This window comes from Streptomyces lomondensis (genome assembly GCF_014651035.1).
In the GTDB taxonomy this organism is placed as follows: Bacteria; Actinomycetota; Actinomycetes; order Streptomycetales; family Streptomycetaceae; genus Streptomyces; species Streptomyces lomondensis.
In genome coordinates this window covers 76,474-92,808 of sequence record NZ_BMWC01000005.1, presented here as the reverse complement: position 1 = coordinate 92,808, position 16,335 = coordinate 76,474, and the positions used below count along the sequence as shown (strand labels likewise).

The 16,335-nt window shown below is 72.2% G+C and carries 15 protein-coding genes; 8 read left to right on the top strand and 7 right to left on the bottom strand.

Annotated elements, in window-relative coordinates:
* Window positions 1-144: 144 nt before the first annotated feature.
* On the top strand, window positions 145-951 hold the full coding sequence (locus tag IE255_RS18795; RefSeq protein WP_190051471.1) for a GntR family transcriptional regulator: 807 nt from the start codon (window positions 145-147) through the stop codon (window positions 949-951).
* 31 nt (window positions 952-982) lie between these two features.
* Here the strand turns inward: IE255_RS18795 and IE255_RS18790 are convergent, their stop codons facing one another.
* Window positions 983-1,465, bottom strand: coding sequence for a hypothetical protein (locus IE255_RS18790; protein WP_190051470.1), 483 nt, complete (start codon window positions 1,463-1,465; stop codon window positions 983-985).
* A gap of 74 nt (window positions 1,466-1,539) precedes the next feature.
* Entirely contained in the window at window positions 1,540-2,445 is a 906-nt protein-coding gene (locus IE255_RS18785; protein ID WP_190051469.1) for a hypothetical protein, read from the bottom strand.
* A gap of 200 nt (window positions 2,446-2,645) precedes the next feature.
* Here IE255_RS18785 and IE255_RS18780 point away from each other — a divergent pair, with 200 nt between their 5' ends.
* Window positions 2,646-3,218 (top strand): TerD family protein, encoded by a 573-nt coding sequence (locus tag IE255_RS18780; protein WP_190051468.1) that lies wholly within the window; start codon window positions 2,646-2,648, stop codon window positions 3,216-3,218.
* Window positions 3,219-3,221: 3 nt separating this feature from the next.
* Window positions 3,222-4,196 carry a hypothetical protein gene (locus tag IE255_RS18775; RefSeq protein WP_190051467.1) on the top strand — a complete coding sequence of 325 codons (975 nt, stop codon included), beginning with the start codon at window positions 3,222-3,224 and terminating at the stop codon, window positions 4,194-4,196.
* A gap of 11 nt (window positions 4,197-4,207) precedes the next feature.
* Here the strand turns inward: IE255_RS18775 and IE255_RS18770 are convergent, their stop codons facing one another.
* Window positions 4,208-4,981: a hypothetical protein gene (locus IE255_RS18770; protein ID WP_190051466.1), complete on the bottom strand. Its 774-nt coding sequence runs from the start codon at window positions 4,979-4,981 to the stop codon at window positions 4,208-4,210.
* 164 nt (window positions 4,982-5,145) lie between these two features.
* On the bottom strand, window positions 5,146-6,819 hold the full coding sequence (locus IE255_RS18765; RefSeq protein WP_190051465.1) for a PucR family transcriptional regulator: 1,674 nt from the start codon (window positions 6,817-6,819) through the stop codon (window positions 5,146-5,148).
* A 377-nt stretch (window positions 6,820-7,196) separates the two neighbouring features.
* Here IE255_RS18765 and IE255_RS18760 point away from each other — a divergent pair, with 377 nt between their 5' ends.
* From IE255_RS18760 to IE255_RS18740, 5 genes are all read left to right on the top strand, one after another.
* Window positions 7,197-8,096: an FAD binding domain-containing protein gene (locus IE255_RS18760; protein ID WP_190051464.1), complete on the top strand. Its 900-nt coding sequence runs from the start codon at window positions 7,197-7,199 to the stop codon at window positions 8,094-8,096.
* The gene (locus IE255_RS18755; RefSeq protein WP_190051463.1) at window positions 8,096-8,677 is read left to right on the top strand and encodes a (2Fe-2S)-binding protein; all 582 of its coding nucleotides are present in this window, start codon (window positions 8,096-8,098) and stop codon (window positions 8,675-8,677) included. Before IE255_RS18760 ends, IE255_RS18755 begins: the two co-directional genes overlap by 1 nt.
* A 2-nt stretch (window positions 8,678-8,679) precedes the next feature.
* Complete coding sequence (gene pucD, locus IE255_RS18750) at window positions 8,680-11,076, top strand: xanthine dehydrogenase subunit D (RefSeq protein WP_190051462.1); 2,397 nt, start codon at window positions 8,680-8,682, stop codon at window positions 11,074-11,076.
* A gap of 111 nt (window positions 11,077-11,187) precedes the next feature.
* A complete protein-coding gene (locus tag IE255_RS18745; RefSeq protein ID WP_190051461.1) occupies window positions 11,188-12,645 on the top strand; it encodes an NCS2 family permease in 1,458 nt (485 codons plus the stop codon).
* 36 nt (window positions 12,646-12,681) lie between these two features.
* Window positions 12,682-13,833 carry an XdhC family protein gene (locus IE255_RS18740; protein ID WP_190051460.1) on the top strand — a complete coding sequence of 384 codons (1,152 nt, stop codon included), beginning with the start codon at window positions 12,682-12,684 and terminating at the stop codon, window positions 13,831-13,833.
* A gap of 7 nt (window positions 13,834-13,840) precedes the next feature.
* Here the strand turns inward: IE255_RS18740 and IE255_RS18735 are convergent, their stop codons facing one another.
* The 3 genes from IE255_RS18735 to IE255_RS18725 form a co-directional block, all read right to left on the bottom strand.
* Window positions 13,841-14,872, bottom strand: a complete 1,032-nt coding sequence (locus tag IE255_RS18735; RefSeq protein ID WP_190051830.1) for a methyltransferase — start codon at window positions 14,870-14,872, stop codon at window positions 13,841-13,843.
* Window positions 14,873-14,939: 67 nt separating this feature from the next.
* Window positions 14,940-15,746: a helix-turn-helix domain-containing protein gene (locus IE255_RS18730; RefSeq protein ID WP_190051459.1), complete on the bottom strand. Its 807-nt coding sequence runs from the start codon at window positions 15,744-15,746 to the stop codon at window positions 14,940-14,942.
* A 69-nt stretch (window positions 15,747-15,815) separates the two neighbouring features.
* The gene (locus IE255_RS18725) at window positions 15,816-16,256 is read right to left on the bottom strand and encodes an SRPBCC family protein (RefSeq protein ID WP_190051458.1); all 441 of its coding nucleotides are present in this window, start codon (window positions 16,254-16,256) and stop codon (window positions 15,816-15,818) included.
* Window positions 16,257-16,335 lie beyond the last annotated feature (79 nt).

Genomic DNA, 16,335 nt, shown 5'->3' with positions numbered 1-16,335 from the left:
TGTGAGCGGGTCTTTGAAGGTAAGGCTTACCTTATCCGAGATCGCTGGGATTTGAACTGGCGGGCGGTGCGCTTATGGTGCTTGACGGGCGAGTAACAAGCCGCCGTAATGACCCCAAGTACTGATACGTCCGGAGGAGGACCCTTGAAGCAGGGCGCGCAGGGCTCCGCCGGGGTGGGCGTTCCCTGGGGTGGTGCGGATGCCGGTGCCGGTGTGCCGGTCGGGCAGGCCCGGGTGCCGGAGCAGTCCGGGGCGGTGCGGGGTGAGCACACGCACAGTGAGCCGGCCGCGCCGTGCGCTCCGCGGGTGCGGCCCGTCGTCCAGCGGGCCTCCGTGCGCGGGCAGATCGTGGACGCGCTGCGGGCCGCGCTGGTGGCGGGGGATCTCAGGCCCGGGGAGGTGTACTCGGCGCCGGTGCTGGGCGAGCGGTTCGGGGTCTCCGCGACGCCCGTGCGGGAAGCCATGCAGCAGCTGGCCCTGGAGGGGGCCGTCGAAGTCGTGCCGAACCGTGGGTTCCGGGTGGTCGAGCGCGGGGCGCGGGAGCTGGCGGAACTGGCCGAGGTGCGGGGGTTGATCGAGGTCCCGGTGATGCTGCGGCTGGCCCGCACCGTGCCCGCCGAGCGCTGGGCCGAGCTGCGTCCACTGGCCGAGGCGACGGTCCGGGCGGCGTCCTCCGGCTGCCGGGCGACGTACGCGGAGTCCGACCGGGGGTTCCATCGGGCCGTGCTGTCCCTCTCCGGGAACGAGCAGTTGGTCCAGATCGCGGAGGACCTGCACCGGAGGGCGCAGTGGCCGCTGGTCGGGGGTGGGCCGGGGGCGCGGGGGCGGGCGGACCTGGTGGCGGACGCGCATGAGCACACGGCGTTGCTGGACGCGTTGATCGCCCGGGATCTCGAGGTGGTGCGGGTGCTGGTGGGGGAGCATTTCGCGGGGGCGGCGGCGAGCGGCTGACCGCCGCCGCCCATCAGGGCAGGGCGTGCGGTCAGGTGAGCCAGCTGCCCGCCGCGCATTCGGAGGCGGTGACCCACCGGTGAGATCCGATGCGGTCGTTCACGACCTGCCCCGGCCTGTTGTAGAAGTAGTTGTCCGTGAGGTTGTCGGCCCACATCTCTCCCGGAGCGAGGCAGACGTAGCCGTTCCGGTACTGGTAGTCCTTGTCGTAATAGAAGGCGACGACGTCCCTGCCCCCGACGAACCCGCTGTTCATCACAGAGGACGCCTCTTTGTAGGCGATGGTCTGGAACGCGCCGCTGTCATCGCCCCAGAAGCGATCGTCTCCCGGTGTCACGCCGAGGAGGTTCCCGTCACAGCCGTAGTCCGTCCAGGCCCGCACATTGCCGTCACGGCCCGGCCATTCCTGCTGACAGCGGTACTCCTGTGTCGCCGCCGTGGCAGAGGTGGTCGGTGCCGCGAGTCCGAGGGAGGCCAGGGCGATGACGATGACGGCCGTACCTGGTCTGCGCATGACGTACTCCTTGGGTGTTCGCCTCTGCGACGAGGCATGCGGTTCCACGGATGAGCCGTGGAGATGATGGGCAGTCAGGCCCGTGGGCCGACGATCTTCTCGGCGCGGTCGAGCGCCTGGTGCTGCAACCGGGTGTGCGTGTCGAGGGCTTCGCCGTAGCGGTCGCGCAACCGGGCGACGTAGTGGCTCTCGCGCTCCTCGCCGATGGGGCGAAGGCCGGTGTTGCGGGCGCAGGTGGCGTCGGCCACGGCGAGCCTCCGCTCGGCTTCGAAGACCTCGGGCTCAGCCGCCCGGTGAGCCCGCGCGACCGCCGACTGGCGGGCCGCACCCGGGTCCCGGTAGACGTACCCCGCCCGTTTCATACACCGCGACCAGGCGTTCTGCGCCGCCGAGAACCGCTGGTCGGCCAGCACCCGGGGAACGTAGAGCGACCGGAGATGCCCGACGGCCTTCTCCGCACGGAACCAAGCCCGGGGATCCCCGTACAGCTTCTTCTCGGCCTCGGCCACACAGCCGCCCATCCGCTTGCGCACGGTGCCGCCGCCGGGGATCTCGGCGGCGATCACCGGCGCGTCGACCCCCTCGTCCAGAGCCTCGTCGTAGGCCTGGCGCCGCTGCTCGGAGAGGCTCCTGCGGTAAGCGAGGTTGGGATTGGAAGCCCGGGCGGCCGCTTCCTTGGCCTGGATGCGGCTGCCGTATCCGTGCTTGCGGGCCCAGCCGACGTCGTCCAGCACATAGCCGAGCGTGCGGCTTTCCTCCAGGCTGAGCCGCTCGGCCTCCCAGAACTCGAAACCCTGTCGTCTCATGCACGTGCCGATCAACTGTTGCTGTGCGTCCGAGATCCGCACCTGCTCGGCATCGGTCAGCTGCCGGGCTTCCCCGGCCGACGGAGACGGCGTGCCCCGCGGAGTGTGCTCGGCACTGCCACAGCCGGTGATGACGGCCGACACGAGGACCAGGCTGATCACGGCCTTGCGCATGACGTCCTCTCGTCGGAACAGATCCGGCTCTTCACCAGGGAGGCTAGAAGGGTGCCGACGGCGCCGGTCCTGACAGATGTCAGGTGTCGGATCTCGAAAGCGGCACACGTACACACGCGTGGCAGGATGGGCAACCAGCCCCGTCCGTCCAGCAGTTGGGGGCCGAGGCAGTACACGGGGAACGGCGAAGGGGAAGCCTGGTGAACGGCCTGAACAAGGGGATCCGCAGGGCCGAAGTAGCAGTGAAGTGGGACCCGAGTCCGCCGGGGCAGCCGCCCACCGATCTGGACATCGTCGTCGCCGCCTACCTGGCGGATGATCCGCACGGCGAGCCCGCCCAGGTGGTGCGCTTCGACAGCCGCTCACCTGACGGTGCCATCTACCTCAACCGGGACAGCAGGGACGGCAAGGGCTTCGGCTGGGACGAGGTCATGACGCTGGAACTCGACCGGCTGGACGGCCGGTACGCGCGCGTCGTGGTCGATGTCGTCATCCAGCAGCGCTCGGCGCACCGCACCTTCGGCAGCGTGCCCAACCCGGCCCTGCGGATCCGCGAGGGCTACACCGTCCTGGCCGAGGACGACTTCGGCGACGTCCTAGAGTCGACGGCGGCGACCGTCGGGGAGTTCGTACGCGACGAGTCCGGCGGCTGGAACTTCCGCCCCGGCATCCACGGCTTCGAGGACGGCACAGGCCACCACCCCGTGCCACGCGGGCACACCTCTCCCGGGCCGGAGAACGACCCGGACGACGACTGGCCGCAGGAGTCCTGATCCGTGGGCGACATCGCCAAGGGCGTCCTCGGGGGCGGGTGGGCATTGGTCGTCGGCTGGGTGCTGCCCACCGCGCTCAATCTCGGGGTCTTCTTCCTCACCGTCGCCCCCAGCCTGCGGCGGACCGCGGCCATCGAGCGGGTATGGCCCGACACCGCCAGTCAGACAGCTCTGCTGCTCCTGTGTGCCGCCGTCCTCTTCGGCTTCGTGCTCCATGCTCTCCAGACCCCGCTGTACCGGATCCTGGAGGGTTATCTGCTGTGGCCGCGCAGAGCGTTCGACCGTGGATGCCGGCGCCAGCGGGCCCGCAAGGAAGGGATCGCCGCCCTGATCGCTCGCCCGGGTGGCCGTACTCCGGTACAGCGTGCGCTCCTCAACGAGCAGTTGGTCCGCTACCCGGCGGACGACGACCAGCTCGCCCCGACCCGGCTCGGCAATGCGATCCGTCGGTTCGAGGAGTACGGCCACAATCGCTTCTGCCTCGATTCCCAGGTGCTGTGGAACGAGCTGAGCGCCGCCGCACCCGTGCAGGCGCGCCGCCAGGTGGAAACGGCACGCACCAGCGTGGATTTCTTCGTGGCGCTGCTGTATGGCCACGGGGTGGTGGCGGCCCTCGCTCTGCTGGCTCTGACGTCAGCCGGGGCCGAGCGGACCCTGTTGATCGTCACGGGCCTCGTGCTGTGTGCGCTCATTCCCCTGTGGTACCGCTCCGCGGTCTACGCCACCGATGAGTGGGCCGCCGCAGTGCGGGCCATGGTGAACCTGGGCCGCAAGCCACTGGCCGACGCGCTCGGGCTCGTACTGCCTCAGCAGCTGTCCGAGGAACGCGCCATGTGGCAGCTCGTCACCCGGATGTCCCGGCGCCCCTACCGGGATGCCGCGGACCGGGCCTTCGCACCGTACCGGGCCGCGCCACCGGATCCGAACTGTCCGCTGCATCCGCCGGTTCCCGGCCCGGTTCCCGGCCCGGGGGCGTGAAGCCGGCCCCGTCACGCGGTCGCCGCCCCCGCCGCCGGAGGCAGCGGTGCCAGCTGCCGTGCCAGCCACGTCGGCACGCCGCCGAGCAGCCGGTACAGCCGCCGGGCCTCCTCCCGCAGCCGGGACGCCTCCGGTTCGGTCTCCGTGTCGGCCAGGGACACCAGCGCCGGGGCCGTGCCCACCAGGTAGCCCAGTTCCTCACGGATCCGCAGGGACTCGGTGAAACCGTGCCGCGCCTCCGCCAACTCCCCGTCCCGCAGCGCGAGTCCCGCCAGATGGCGCCAGGTGAAGGAGAGCAGGAGCGGGTCGGAGTGGGCCGTCGCCCCGGCGTGGGCGCGGCGGTACGCGGCGCGCGCGGCCTGCGGTGAGCGCGTCAGGTTCTCCGCCAGGAGCCCGCGCCGGAAGTCCAGCAGGGCCCGTGCCGGCGCCCCCGGAGGGATGAGCGCCGCCGCCCGGCCCAGCGCGGCCCGCGCCTCGTCGGCCCGGTCGCGCACCGCGAGCAGCGTCGCGGCGTAGGCCAAGTAACCGCGTTCACAAGCGGCCGCGCCCCGCTCGTCGTCGCTGTGGGCCAGCGCCTCGGCCGTGCGCAGCGCGTCCTCGGCCTCCTCCCAGCCCTGCTCGGTGTAGAGACATCGCTCCACCAGCAGCGAGGCGCGTTGCAGCGCCGCCGCGGGGGTGTCCGGCAGCAGCAGCGCGGCCGCGTCGGCCCAGCACCCGCGGGAGCGCAGCCGCCATACCGCGGTCTGGAGGGGATCGTCACCGGCGGTCGTTCCGTTACCAGACATGGCGGAATGCGCCACGTTGCCCTCCCCGAGCACGCCATCGAGCTGTTGAGTGGTGGCGGCATCTCAGCACGAATCGCGGGGCCGGGCCAAGAGGGTGGGTGAAGGATTTCACAAAGTCGTGGGACTCAGGGGCGCCCCGTGTTTGGGCCGGGGCACCCCGGTTCTCAGCTCATCCGCAGGGCCAGGAAGAAGTCCAGCTTGTCCTCCAGCCGCGACAGGTCACGGCCCGTCAACTGCTCGATGCGGCCCACCCGGTAGCGCAGCGTGTTGACGTGCAGGTGGAGGCGGGTGGCGCAGCGGGTCCAGGAGCCGTCGCAGTCCAGGAAGGCTTCCAGGGTGGGGATGAGTTCGGCCCGGTGGCGGCGGTCGTAGTCCCGCAGGGGGTCCAGCAGGCGGGCCGTGAAGGCGCGGCGGACGTCGTCGGGGACGAAGGGGAGCAGCAGGACGTGGGAGGCCAGTTCCTGGTGGCCCGCCGCGCAGACCCGGCCCGGGCGGGCCGCCGCCACGCGGCGGGCGTGCCGGGCCTCCTCCAGGGCGCCGCGCAGGCCCTCCGCCGAGTGCACCGCCGCGCTGACGCCGAGGGTGAGACGGCCGTCGCCGTCCAGGCCGGCCGCGAGGGGGTCCCGTACGGACTCCAGGAGGGCGTCGGCGAGGACGCCGGTCTCCGAGCCGTCGTGCTCCGTGGAGACGGCGGGGAGGGGGACCAGGGCGACGGCCTCGTCGCCGGTGTGGGCGACGGCGATGCGGTCGGCGTGCTCCGGCCCGGCGGACTGCGGGTCGACGAGGATCTCCTCCAGCAGGGCCTGGGCGACCGGGCCGCCCTCGATCTCGTCGCCGTCCCAGTCGACGCGGGCCACGACCACCTGCCAGTGCGGCGCGGCGCCCAGGCCGGGCAGCAGGACGGGGGCGGCGACGCGCAGCCGCGCGGCGATCTCGGCGGGGGCCGCGCCCGTCTGGACGAGTTCCAGGACCTCCTGGGCGAGGCGGCGGCGGACCGTGCGGGCCGCGTCCCGGCGGTCCCGCTCGACCGCGATCAGCTGGGTGACGCCGTGCAGCAGGTCGAGGCGTTCCTCGGCCCAGTCGCCGGCGTCCGCCTCGACGGCCAGCAGCCAGTCGGAGAGGACGGTCTCGCGGGCGTCCCGGGTGGTCTGCGGGGAGCGGCCGGTGGAGCGGATCGGGAAGAGCGAGTAGGTGGTGGCCCCCAGGATCACGCGGTGGGGGCCGCGGCGGCCGGTGCGGGTGGCGGTCAGGTGTTCCGCCGCGAGCTTCCCGCAGGCCTCGGGGGGCAGGGCCGGGCCCGAGGTCTTCGGGCCCGCGATCAGGCGGCCGGTGGGGGAGAGGACCCAGGCGCGCAGGTCCAGGTCCGAGCCCAGCAGGTCCAGGACCACGTCCGGGCCGCCGCCCGCCGGACCCGAGGTCATCATCCGGCGGTGGCGGTCGACCACCGCCGCGAGGTCGCCGGCGCGCTCGCCGGAGACCTGCCGTACGACGTGCTCGGTGATCGTCGCGAAGGCCACCGACTCGTGCACCGCGAAGAGCGGGAGGCGGTGCCGGGCGCAGGCCGCGACCAGGTCCTCCGGTACGTCGCCGAGCTCGGCCTCGCCCGCGGCCAGGGCCGCCACCCCGGCCTGCACCAGGATGCGGACGAACGGCTCCGAGTCCGCGGCGTCCCGGCGCCAGGCCAGGCCCGTGAGCACCAGCTCGCCGCCCGAGAGGTAGCGGCTCGGGTCGCGCAGGTCGGTGGTCATCACACCCCGCACGGTGCGGTCCAGCTCGTCCTCGCCGCCGAGCAGCTTGAGGCCCAGCGCGTCCGTGTCCAGCAGTGCGCGCAGCCGCATTCTCGTCGCCGCCGTTCTTTGTCTCGAAATCTATGGTGGATCTTGGTGGGGTACGGGTTGAACGCCTGTTCGGGGAGCTGGTGAGCGCTGTTCCTGTCCCTCGAGCCGTGTCCCGGCTGTGTCCCAGGTCACGCGGCTGTGTCGCACGTTTCCCCAGGAAAACGAGGAGGTTTCTGATGGCCTCCGTTCATACGAATCTACAAGATGCCTCTCCTGGCCAGCCAACTCCTTCATGGTTTCCGTGACTGACCCCGTCGGAGCACCGCGCTGTGTACTGAGTCCATTACGCGTGAACAGCACATGAACGAGCCGGGACCGCCGCACACGGATTGGCTCAATCTGAACGCCCCACGAGAAGACGAAGAAGAGAGCCGGTCATGGACTTCCTTCGCCCCGCCAGCTGGGAGGAGGCGCTCGCCGCGAAAGCCGAGCACCCCACAGCTGTGCCGATTGCGGGTGGCACCGACGTGATGGTCGAGATCAACTTCGACCACCGCCGGCCCGAGTACCTCATGGACCTGAACCGCATCGGCGAGCTCTCCGAGTGGGAGGTCGGCGAGGAGAGCGTACGGCTGGGTGCCTCCGTGCCCTACACGAAGATCATGGAGCACCTGCGCGCCGAGCTGCCGGGGCTCGCCCTCGCCTCGCACACGGTCGCCTCCCCGCAGATCCGCAACCGCGGCGGCGTCGGCGGCAACCTCGGCACCGCCTCCCCGGCCGGCGACGCCCACCCCGCCCTGCTCGCCGCGGGCGCCGAGGTGGAGGTCGAGTCGGTGCGCGGCTCGCGCCGCATCCCGATCGACGCGTTCTACACGGGCGTGAAGCGCAACGCGCTGGCGGCGGACGAGCTGATCCGGGCCGTGCATGTGAAGAAGGCCGACGGGCCGCAGCAGTTCTCCAAGGTGGGGACAAGGAACGCGATGGTCATCGCCGTGTGCGCCTTCGGGCTCGCGCTGCACCCCGAGACGCGGACCGTACGGACCGGGATCGGTTCCGCCGCCCCCACGCCCGTCCGGGCCAAGGCCGCCGAGGAGTTCCTGAACGCCGCTCTGGAGGAGGGCGGCTTCTGGGACAACGGGAAGATCATCACCCCGTCGGTCGCCAAGCAGTTCGCGGACCTGTGCTCCGCCGCCTGCAACCCCATCGACGACGTCCGGGGCACCGCGAGCTACCGCCGCCACGCGGTCGGCGTCATGGCCCGCCGCACGCTGACCTGGACCTGGGAGTCCTACCGCGGCGCCGGCCGCACCGCCTATCGAAAGGGGGGCGCTGCGTAATGCGCGTCAACTTCACGGTCAACGGCCGTCCGCAGGAAGCCGACGACGTGTGGGAGGGCGAGTCCCTGCTGTACGTGCTGAGGGAGCGGCTCGGGCTGCCCGGTTCGAAGAACGCCTGCGAGCAGGGCGAGTGCGGGTCGTGCACAGTCCGTCTCGACGGTGTGCCGGTGTGCTCGTGCCTGGTCGCCGCCGGGCAGGTGGAGGGCCGCGAGGTCGTCACCGTCGAGGGCCTCGCCGACTACGCCAGGCAGCGCGCCGAGGGCGGCTGCACGACCGGCGCCTGCGGTACGTCGCTGCAGAACGCCCAGCAGTGGGAGGCGAAGGGCACCGACTCGCAGACCGGCGAGGGCACCGAACTCTCCCCGATCCAGCAGGCGTTCATCGACGCCGGCGCCGTGCAGTGCGGCTTCTGCACGCCGGGTCTGCTGGTCGCCGCCGACGAGATGCTGGAGCGCAACCCGAACCCGACCGACGCGGACATCCGCGAGGCGCTGTCGGGCAACCTGTGCCGCTGCACCGGCTACGAGAAGATCATGGACGCGGTCCGCCTGGCGGCCGCCCGGCAGTCCGAGGAGGTCTGAGCATGTCGCCCAACGGCGCACCCACCAAAATCACCCAGGGGTCCCAGACCAAGGGCGGCATCGGCGAGTCCACGCTCCGCCCGGACGGCACCCTCAAGGTCACCGGCGAGTTCGCGTACTCGTCCGACATGTGGCACGAGGACATGCTGTGGGGGCAGATCCTCCGGTCGACCGTCGCGCACGCCGAGATCGTGTCGATCGACACCAGCGAGGCCCTGGCCATGCCGGGCGTCTACGCCGTGCTGACCTACGACGACCTGCCCACGGACGTGAAGAACTACGGGCTGGAGATCCAGGACACCCCGGTCCTCGCCCACGGCAAGGTCCGCCACCACGGCGAGCCGGTGGCGATCGTCGCCGCCGACCACCCGGAGACCGCGCGCCGCGCCGCCGCGAAGATCAAGGTCGACTACCGCGACCTGCCCGTCATCACCGACGAGGCCTCCGCGACCGCGCCCGACGCGATCCTGGTCCACGAGAACCGCGACGACCACCACGCCGGACACGTCCCGCACCCGAACATCGTCCACCGTCAGCCGATCGTCCGCGGCGACGTGGCGGAAGCCCGCAAGCGGGCGGACGTCATCGTCGAGGGCGAGTACACCTTCGGCATGCAGGACCAGGCCTTCCTCGGTCCCGAGTCCGGCCTCGCCGTGCCGGAGGAGGACGGCGGCGTCCACCTCTACATCGCCACCCAGTGGCTGCACAGCGACCTGCGCCAGATCGCGCCCGTGCTCGGCCTGCCCGAGGAGAAGGTGCGCATGACGCTGGCCGGCGTCGGCGGCGCCTTCGGCGGCCGCGAGGACCTGTCGATGCAGATCCACGCCTGCCTGCTGGCGCTGCGCACGGGCAAGCCGGTCAAGATCGTCTACAACCGGTTCGAGTCCTTCTTCGGGCACGTCCACCGCCACCCCGCGAAGCTCTATTACGAGCACGGGGCCACCAGGGACGGCAAGCTCACCCACATGAAGTGCCGGATCGTCCTGGACGGCGGCGCCTACGCCTCCGCCTCCCCGGCCGTCGTCGGCAACGCCTCCTCCCTGTCCGTCGGCCCGTACGTGATCGACGACGTGGACATCGAGGCCATCGCCCTCTACACCAACAACCCGCCCTGCGGCGCCATGCGCGGCTTCGGCGCGGTCCAGGCGTGCTTCGCCTACGAGGCGCAGATGGACAAGCTGGCGAAGGAACTCGGCATGGACCCGGTGGAGTTCCGGCAGCTCAACGCCATGGAACAGGGCACCCTCATGCCCACCGGGCAGCCGGTCGACTCCCCGGCCCCGGTCGCCGAACTCCTGCGCCGTGTCAAGGCGATGCCGATGCCGCCGGAGCGCCAGTGGGAGTCCAGCGAGGGCGCCGACGTACGGCAGCTGCCGGGCGGCCTGTCCAACACCACGCACGGGGAAGGCGTCGTACGCGGGGTCGGCTACGCCGTCGGCATCAAGAACGTGGGCTTCTCCGAGGGGTTCGACGACTACTCCACCGCGAAGGTCCGGATGGAGGTGGTGGGCGGCGAGCCCGTCGTCACCGTCCACACGGCCATGGCCGAGGTCGGCCAGGGCGGTGTCACGGTCCACGCGCAGATCGCCCGCACCGAACTGGGCGTCACGCAGGTGACCATCAACCCGGCCGACACGCAGGTGGGCAGCGCCGGTTCGACGTCGGCCTCACGGCAGACGTACGTCACCGGTGGCGCCGTCAAGAATGCCTGCGAGCTCGTCCGCGAAAAGGTGCTGGAGATCGGCCGCCGCAAGTTCGGCTCCTACCACCCGGCCTGGGCCACCGCCGAACTCCTCCTGGAGGGCGGCAAGGTCGTCACCGACGGCGGCGAGGTCCTCGGCGACCTGGCCGACGTCCTGGAGGACGAGGTCGTGGAGGTCGAGGAGGAGTGGCGGCACCGGCCGACCGAGCCCTTCGACCTGCGCACCGGCCAGGGCAACGGGCACGTCCAGTACTCCTTCGCCGCGCACCGCGCCGTCGTCGAGGTCGACACCGAGCTGGGCCTGGTGAAGGTCATCGAGCTGGCCTGCGCCCAGGACGTCGGCAAGGCGCTCAACCCGCTGTCCGTGCTGGGCCAGATCCAGGGCGGCACGACGCAGGGCCTGGGCGTGGCGGTCATGGAGGAGATCGTCGTCGACCCGAAGACGGCGAAGGTGAAGAACCCCTCCTTCACGGACTACCTGATCCCCACCATCCTCGACACGCCGACCATCCCGGTCGACGTGCTCGAACTCGCCGACGAGCACGCCCCGTACGGGCTGCGCGGCATCGGCGAGGCCCCCACCCTGTCGTCGACTCCGGCCGTGCTCGCGGCGATCCGCGACGCGACCGGGCTCGAGCTGAACCGGACCCCGGTACGGCCCGAGCACCTGACGGGTACGCAGCTCTCCGCGGGCTGAGCAGTCGAGTCGTCCTGGGGGACCCAGGTCCCCCAGGGCCCCAGTTCGTCTCGGGCCGTCCCCCGGGTCGTGAACGTCCCAACCCCCTTTGAAACTTGGGAGCAGGCCCACATGACCCAGCAGTCAGTAGAGCCGAGGACCACCGCCGAGGACGCGGGCGAAGGCACCCGCGTCCCGGCCGGACGGTCCTGGCTCGACCGGTACTTCCACATATCCGACAGAGGGTCCACGGTCGCGTGCGAGGTGCGCGGCGGCGTCACGACCTTCATGGCGATGGCGTACATCCTCCTGCTCAACCCCCTGATCCTGTCCGGCAAGGACGTGGCGGGGAACACCCTCGCGCAGCAGGGTCTGATCACCGCGACCGCGTTCGCGGCGGCCCTCACCACCCTGCTGATGGGCTTCGTCGGCAAGGTGCCGCTCGCCCTCGCCGCGGGCCTGTCCGTCTCCGGGGTCCTCGCCTCCCAGGTCGCGCCCGAGATGACCTGGCCGCAGGCGATGGGCATGTGCGTGATGTACGGCGTGGTCATCATGCTGCTGGTCGTCACCGGCCTGCGCGAGATGATCATGAACGCGATCCCGCTCGCGCTCAAGCACGGCATCACCATGGGCATCGGCCTGTTCATCGCCCTCATCGGCTTCTACAAGTCCGGTTTCGTGCACCAGGGGGAGGCCACTCCGGTCACGCTCGGCCCGGCGGGCGAACTGGCCGGCTGGCCGGTCCTGCTCTTCTCCGGCACGCTGCTGCTGATCTTCATGCTCCAGGCCCGGAACATCCCGGGCGCCATCCTCATCGGCATCGTCGGCGGCACGGTCGTGGCCGCGGTCCTGAACGCCGCCGGCGTCGTCGACCCCAAGCAGTGGGCGGCCGGCGCCCCCGAAATGCACGGCAGCGCCGTCTCCATGCCCGACTTCTCGCTCTTCGGGGACGTGGAGTTCGGCGGCTGGGGCCAGGTCGGCGCGATGACCGTCGGCATGATCGTCTTCACGCTGGTGCTGGCCGGGTTCTTCGACGCCATGGCCACCATCATCGGCGTCGGCACCGAGGCCAAGCTCGCCGACGCCAAGGGCCGGATGCCGGGCCTGTCCAAGGCGCTGTTCATCGACGGCGCCGGCGGCGCGATCGGAGGCGTGTCCGGCGGCTCGGGCCAGACGGTGTTCATCGAGTCGGCCACGGGTGTCGGCGAGGGTGCGCGCACGGGCCTGGCGTCCGTGGTGACGGGGCTGTTCTTCGCGGCCTGCCTGTTCTTCACGCCGCTCACGGCGATCGTGCCGCAGGAGGTCGCGTCCGCCGCCCTCGTCGTCATCGGCGCGATGATGCTGATGAACGCCCGGCACGTGGACTGGGCCGACCGGGCCACCGCCGTCCCGGTGTTCCTGACGGTCGTGCTGATGCCCTTCACGTACACCATCACCACCGGTGTCGCCGCGGGCGTCATCTCCTACGTCGCCATCAAGACCGCCCATGGCAAGGTGCGCGAGATCGGCGCCTTCATGTGGGTCCTCACGGCGGTGTTCCTCGTGTACTTCGCCCTCAACCCGATCGAGAGCTGGCTGGGCGTCCACTGACGCCCACGGACCACACGCCGAAGGAGACCGAGACAGATGCTGGACATCGCCGAGGAGCTGAACCGGTGGGTCGGGCAGGGCCGTGACTTCGCCGTGGCCACCGTGGTGGCCGTCGGCGGCAGCGCGCCCCGCCAGCCCGGCGCCGCGCTCGCGGTGGACGCCGACGGCACGGCGATCGGCTCGGTCTCCGGCGGCTGCGTGGAGGGCGCGGTCTACGAGCTGTGCGAGCAGGCGCTGCGGGACGGCGAGACCGTCCTGGAGCGCTTCGGATACAGCGACGACGACGCCTTCGCCGTGGGCCTGACCTGCGGCGGCGTCATCGACATCCTGGTCACCCCGGTACGGGCCGGCGATCCGGTCCGCCCGGTGGTCGCGTCCGCGCTCACCGCCGCCGCCCGAGGGGAGGCGGCGGCGGTGGCGCGGATCGTGTCGGGCCCGCGCGAACTGACGGGCCGGGCCCTGCTGGTCCGCCCCGACGGCACCTACGAGGGCGGCTTCGGCGCCCACCCGGAACTGGACCGCACGGTCGCCGCCGAGGCGGGCGCCTTCCTGGACGCCGGCCGCACCGGCACCCTGGAGATCGGAGAGCAGGGCTCTCGCTGCGGAGCACCGCTCACGGTCCTGGTCGAGTCCTCCGTCCCCGCGCCCCGCATGATCGTGTTCGGCGCGATCGACTTCGCCTCCGCCCTGGTCCGCGTCGGCAAGTTCCTCGGCTACCACGTCACGGTGTGCGACGCCCGCCCCGTCTTCGCGACCAGGGCGCGCTTCCCGGAGGCCGACGAGATCGTCGTCGACTGGCCCCACCGCTACCTGGAGCGCACGGACGTCGACGCCCGCACGGTCCTGTGCGTGCTGACCCACGACGCCAAGTTCGACGTCCCGCTGCTGAAGCTGGCGCTGCGGCTGCCGGTGGCCTACGTCGGCGCCATGGGCTCCCGGCGGACCCACCTCGACCGCAACGCCCGGCTGCGTGACGTCGGCGTCACCGACCTGGAGCTGAGCCGGCTGCACTCGCCGATCGGCCTCGACCTCGGGGCCCGTACGCCCGAGGAGACGGCCCTGTCGATCGCGGCGGAGATCGTCGCCGGGCGGCGCGGCGGCAGCGGGGTCTCGCTGACCGGGGCGCACACGCCGATCCATCACGAGCCGGAGCCGAAGCAGGTCGGGCGGATCGGGTCGGTGGCCTGACGCCGGGTCAGCCGGCCGCCGCGGCCTCCAGGAGCGAGAACGGCTCCGCCCCAGGGAGCGGGGTGGCCGAGAGGAGCGACAGGCCGGCGGCCCGGCACAGGTCCTCGAAGTCCGTGCGGGTGCGTTCCCTGCCGCCCACGTTCACCAGCATGTTGAGGTCGCTGAGGTAGGTGGCCGCCTCGTCGACGCCCCCGGAGCCGCCGGGGACGGTTTCGGGCAGCACCGGTTCCAGGATCAGCACCCGTCCGCCGGACGGCAGCGCCGCGCGGCAGTGCCGCAGGATCGTGACCGCCCGGTCGTCCGGCCAGTCGTGCAGGATGCTCTTCATGAGGTAGAGGTCCGAGCCCTCCGGCACCGAGCGGAAGAAGTCCCCGGCGACCAGGGAGCAGCGGTCCGCGAGCCCGTGCCGGCGCAGCGTCCCGGGTGCCTGGGCGAGGCCGTCGGAGGTGTCCAGGACGACGCCCTTGAGGCCCGGGAACGCGGCGAGCACGGCGGCCAGGAGGGTGCCGTCCCCGCCGCCGACGTCCGTGACCGCGGCGTACCGGCCGAAGTCGAAGGCGTGCGGCAGGACGGCCGCGGCCTCCGCGGTGGCCTGGCTCATCGCCGCGTTGAACTCGGCGGACAGCTCGGGCCGCTGGGCGAGACGGCTGAAGAAGTCCGTGCCGAAGACGGCGTCGAACGCGACGTCACCGGTGCGGACGCTGTCGTCCAGGTGCTCCCAGGCGCGGATGATCTCCGGCTCCGTGAACATCCGCACGAAGGACGTGAGCGAGCCGGGGCGGCCCGGGTCGAGGAGTACGCCCGCGGGGGCCACCGCGAAGGTGCCGAAGCTGTGTTCCCGCAGCAGGCCGAGGCCCGCCAGGGCGCGCAACAGCCGGGTCATGGGCTGCGGTTCGGCTCCGGCGTCGGCGGCCACGTCGGCGGCCGGGCGCGGGGTGTCGCCGATCAGCTCGACGACCCGCAGCCGGACGGCCGCGCGAACGGTCTGCGCGGCCATGCTGCCGAAGACGAGGCGTACGAGCAGGTCGCGGTCGGTCATGTCCGGTGCCAGGGCAGGGGTGTTCGCCACGGGTCTTCCTCCTGCGTGGTGTGGTGTGTGGTTCCGGTCAGCCGGCGGTGGTGGCCCGGCCGGCCAGGGCGGTGGGCGTGCATCCGGCGAACGCCAGGACGTCACGGTGGAGATGGGGCTGGTCGACGTAGCCGCACGCGAGGGCGACGTCGGCGGGGTGCGCGCCCGCGCTGAGCGCCCGGGCGGCGTGGTCGAAGCGGACGAGCATGGCGGCGCGCTTGGGGGTGAGGCCGGTCTGGGCGCTGAACCGGGACCACAGCCGCTTGCGGCTCCAGCCGCAGGACGCGGCGAGGTCGGCGACCCGTACCCGGCCGCGCCGGGCCACGATGGTGTCCCAGGCGGCGGCGACCTCGGGCGCCATCGCCGGTGCCCGCGCGGCCCGCTCGGCGAGGAACCCGGTCACCAGCGTGAGCCGTTCCTGCCAGTCCGGGGTGCCGGCCAGCCGCGCGTGCAACTGCCGCCCGTCCCGGCCCCAGAGGTCCGCCAGATCGGCGACGGAGCCGTCCAGCTCGCGCGGGCAGACGCCCAGCAGCGGGTAGGCGGCCCGGGGCGACAGGCGCAGCTCGACGCACTCGACGCCCTCGCCGCGGATCCGGGCCGGACCGGGCGACAGCGCCGCGACGAGGCTCCGCAGGGGCCGGTGGCCGCCGGTGCCCTCGACGGAGAGCGGCTGCTCGCCGAGGCCGAGGACGACGACCACCGCCGGCTGCGGCAGCACGTGCAGGTCCAGTCCGACGGCGGCCCGGTCCCGGAAGCCGGCCATCCGGACACCGTCGAGCGACGCACCGCCCAGGGGGAGGGCGACTTCCCAGCCGGGCTCGGCCTTCGCTTCGTCACTGCGCATGCCTCTACGGTCGCCGACTTCGGCGGGCCTGTCTTGGACGAAAGTTCCGGGGCGGGGGCCGCCAGGGCGTCAGGCCCGTCTGAGCAGCCGGTTCAGCGCCCGCCCGAACACATACCGAGCCGAGCGCCGCACCACGCCGTCGAAGAGCGACGGCACCAGACGCACCCGGATCTCCTCCCGCCACACCACGCGGGTACGGCCCCCCGGCCCCGGCCGCACCTCGAGCTCCGCCCAGCCCAGCACCACCCGGCCCCGCTTCTCCAGCCGGCACAGCCCCGGAGCCCCGTCCCGCGGCGGCCGCCACACCGTGACCTCCATCGGGTCGTCGAAGGCCAGCGGCCCGACGCCGGAACGGGCCACGACGACCGTGCCCCGGCGGGTCGGCCCGGGCGGCTCCACCCGGACCGCCGTCCACGGCACCACCTCACCGTGCCGCCGCCACTCCGTGACCCGCCGCCACGCCTCGCCGAGGGGCAGCGGAACCGTACGCTCCAGCAGGATCTCCACCACGCGACGATCGTAGGGAACCGGTCAAGGAGCGGCATGGCCAAGGAGTCACCGTGCCGCCCCGTGCCGTATGCCTAGCGTG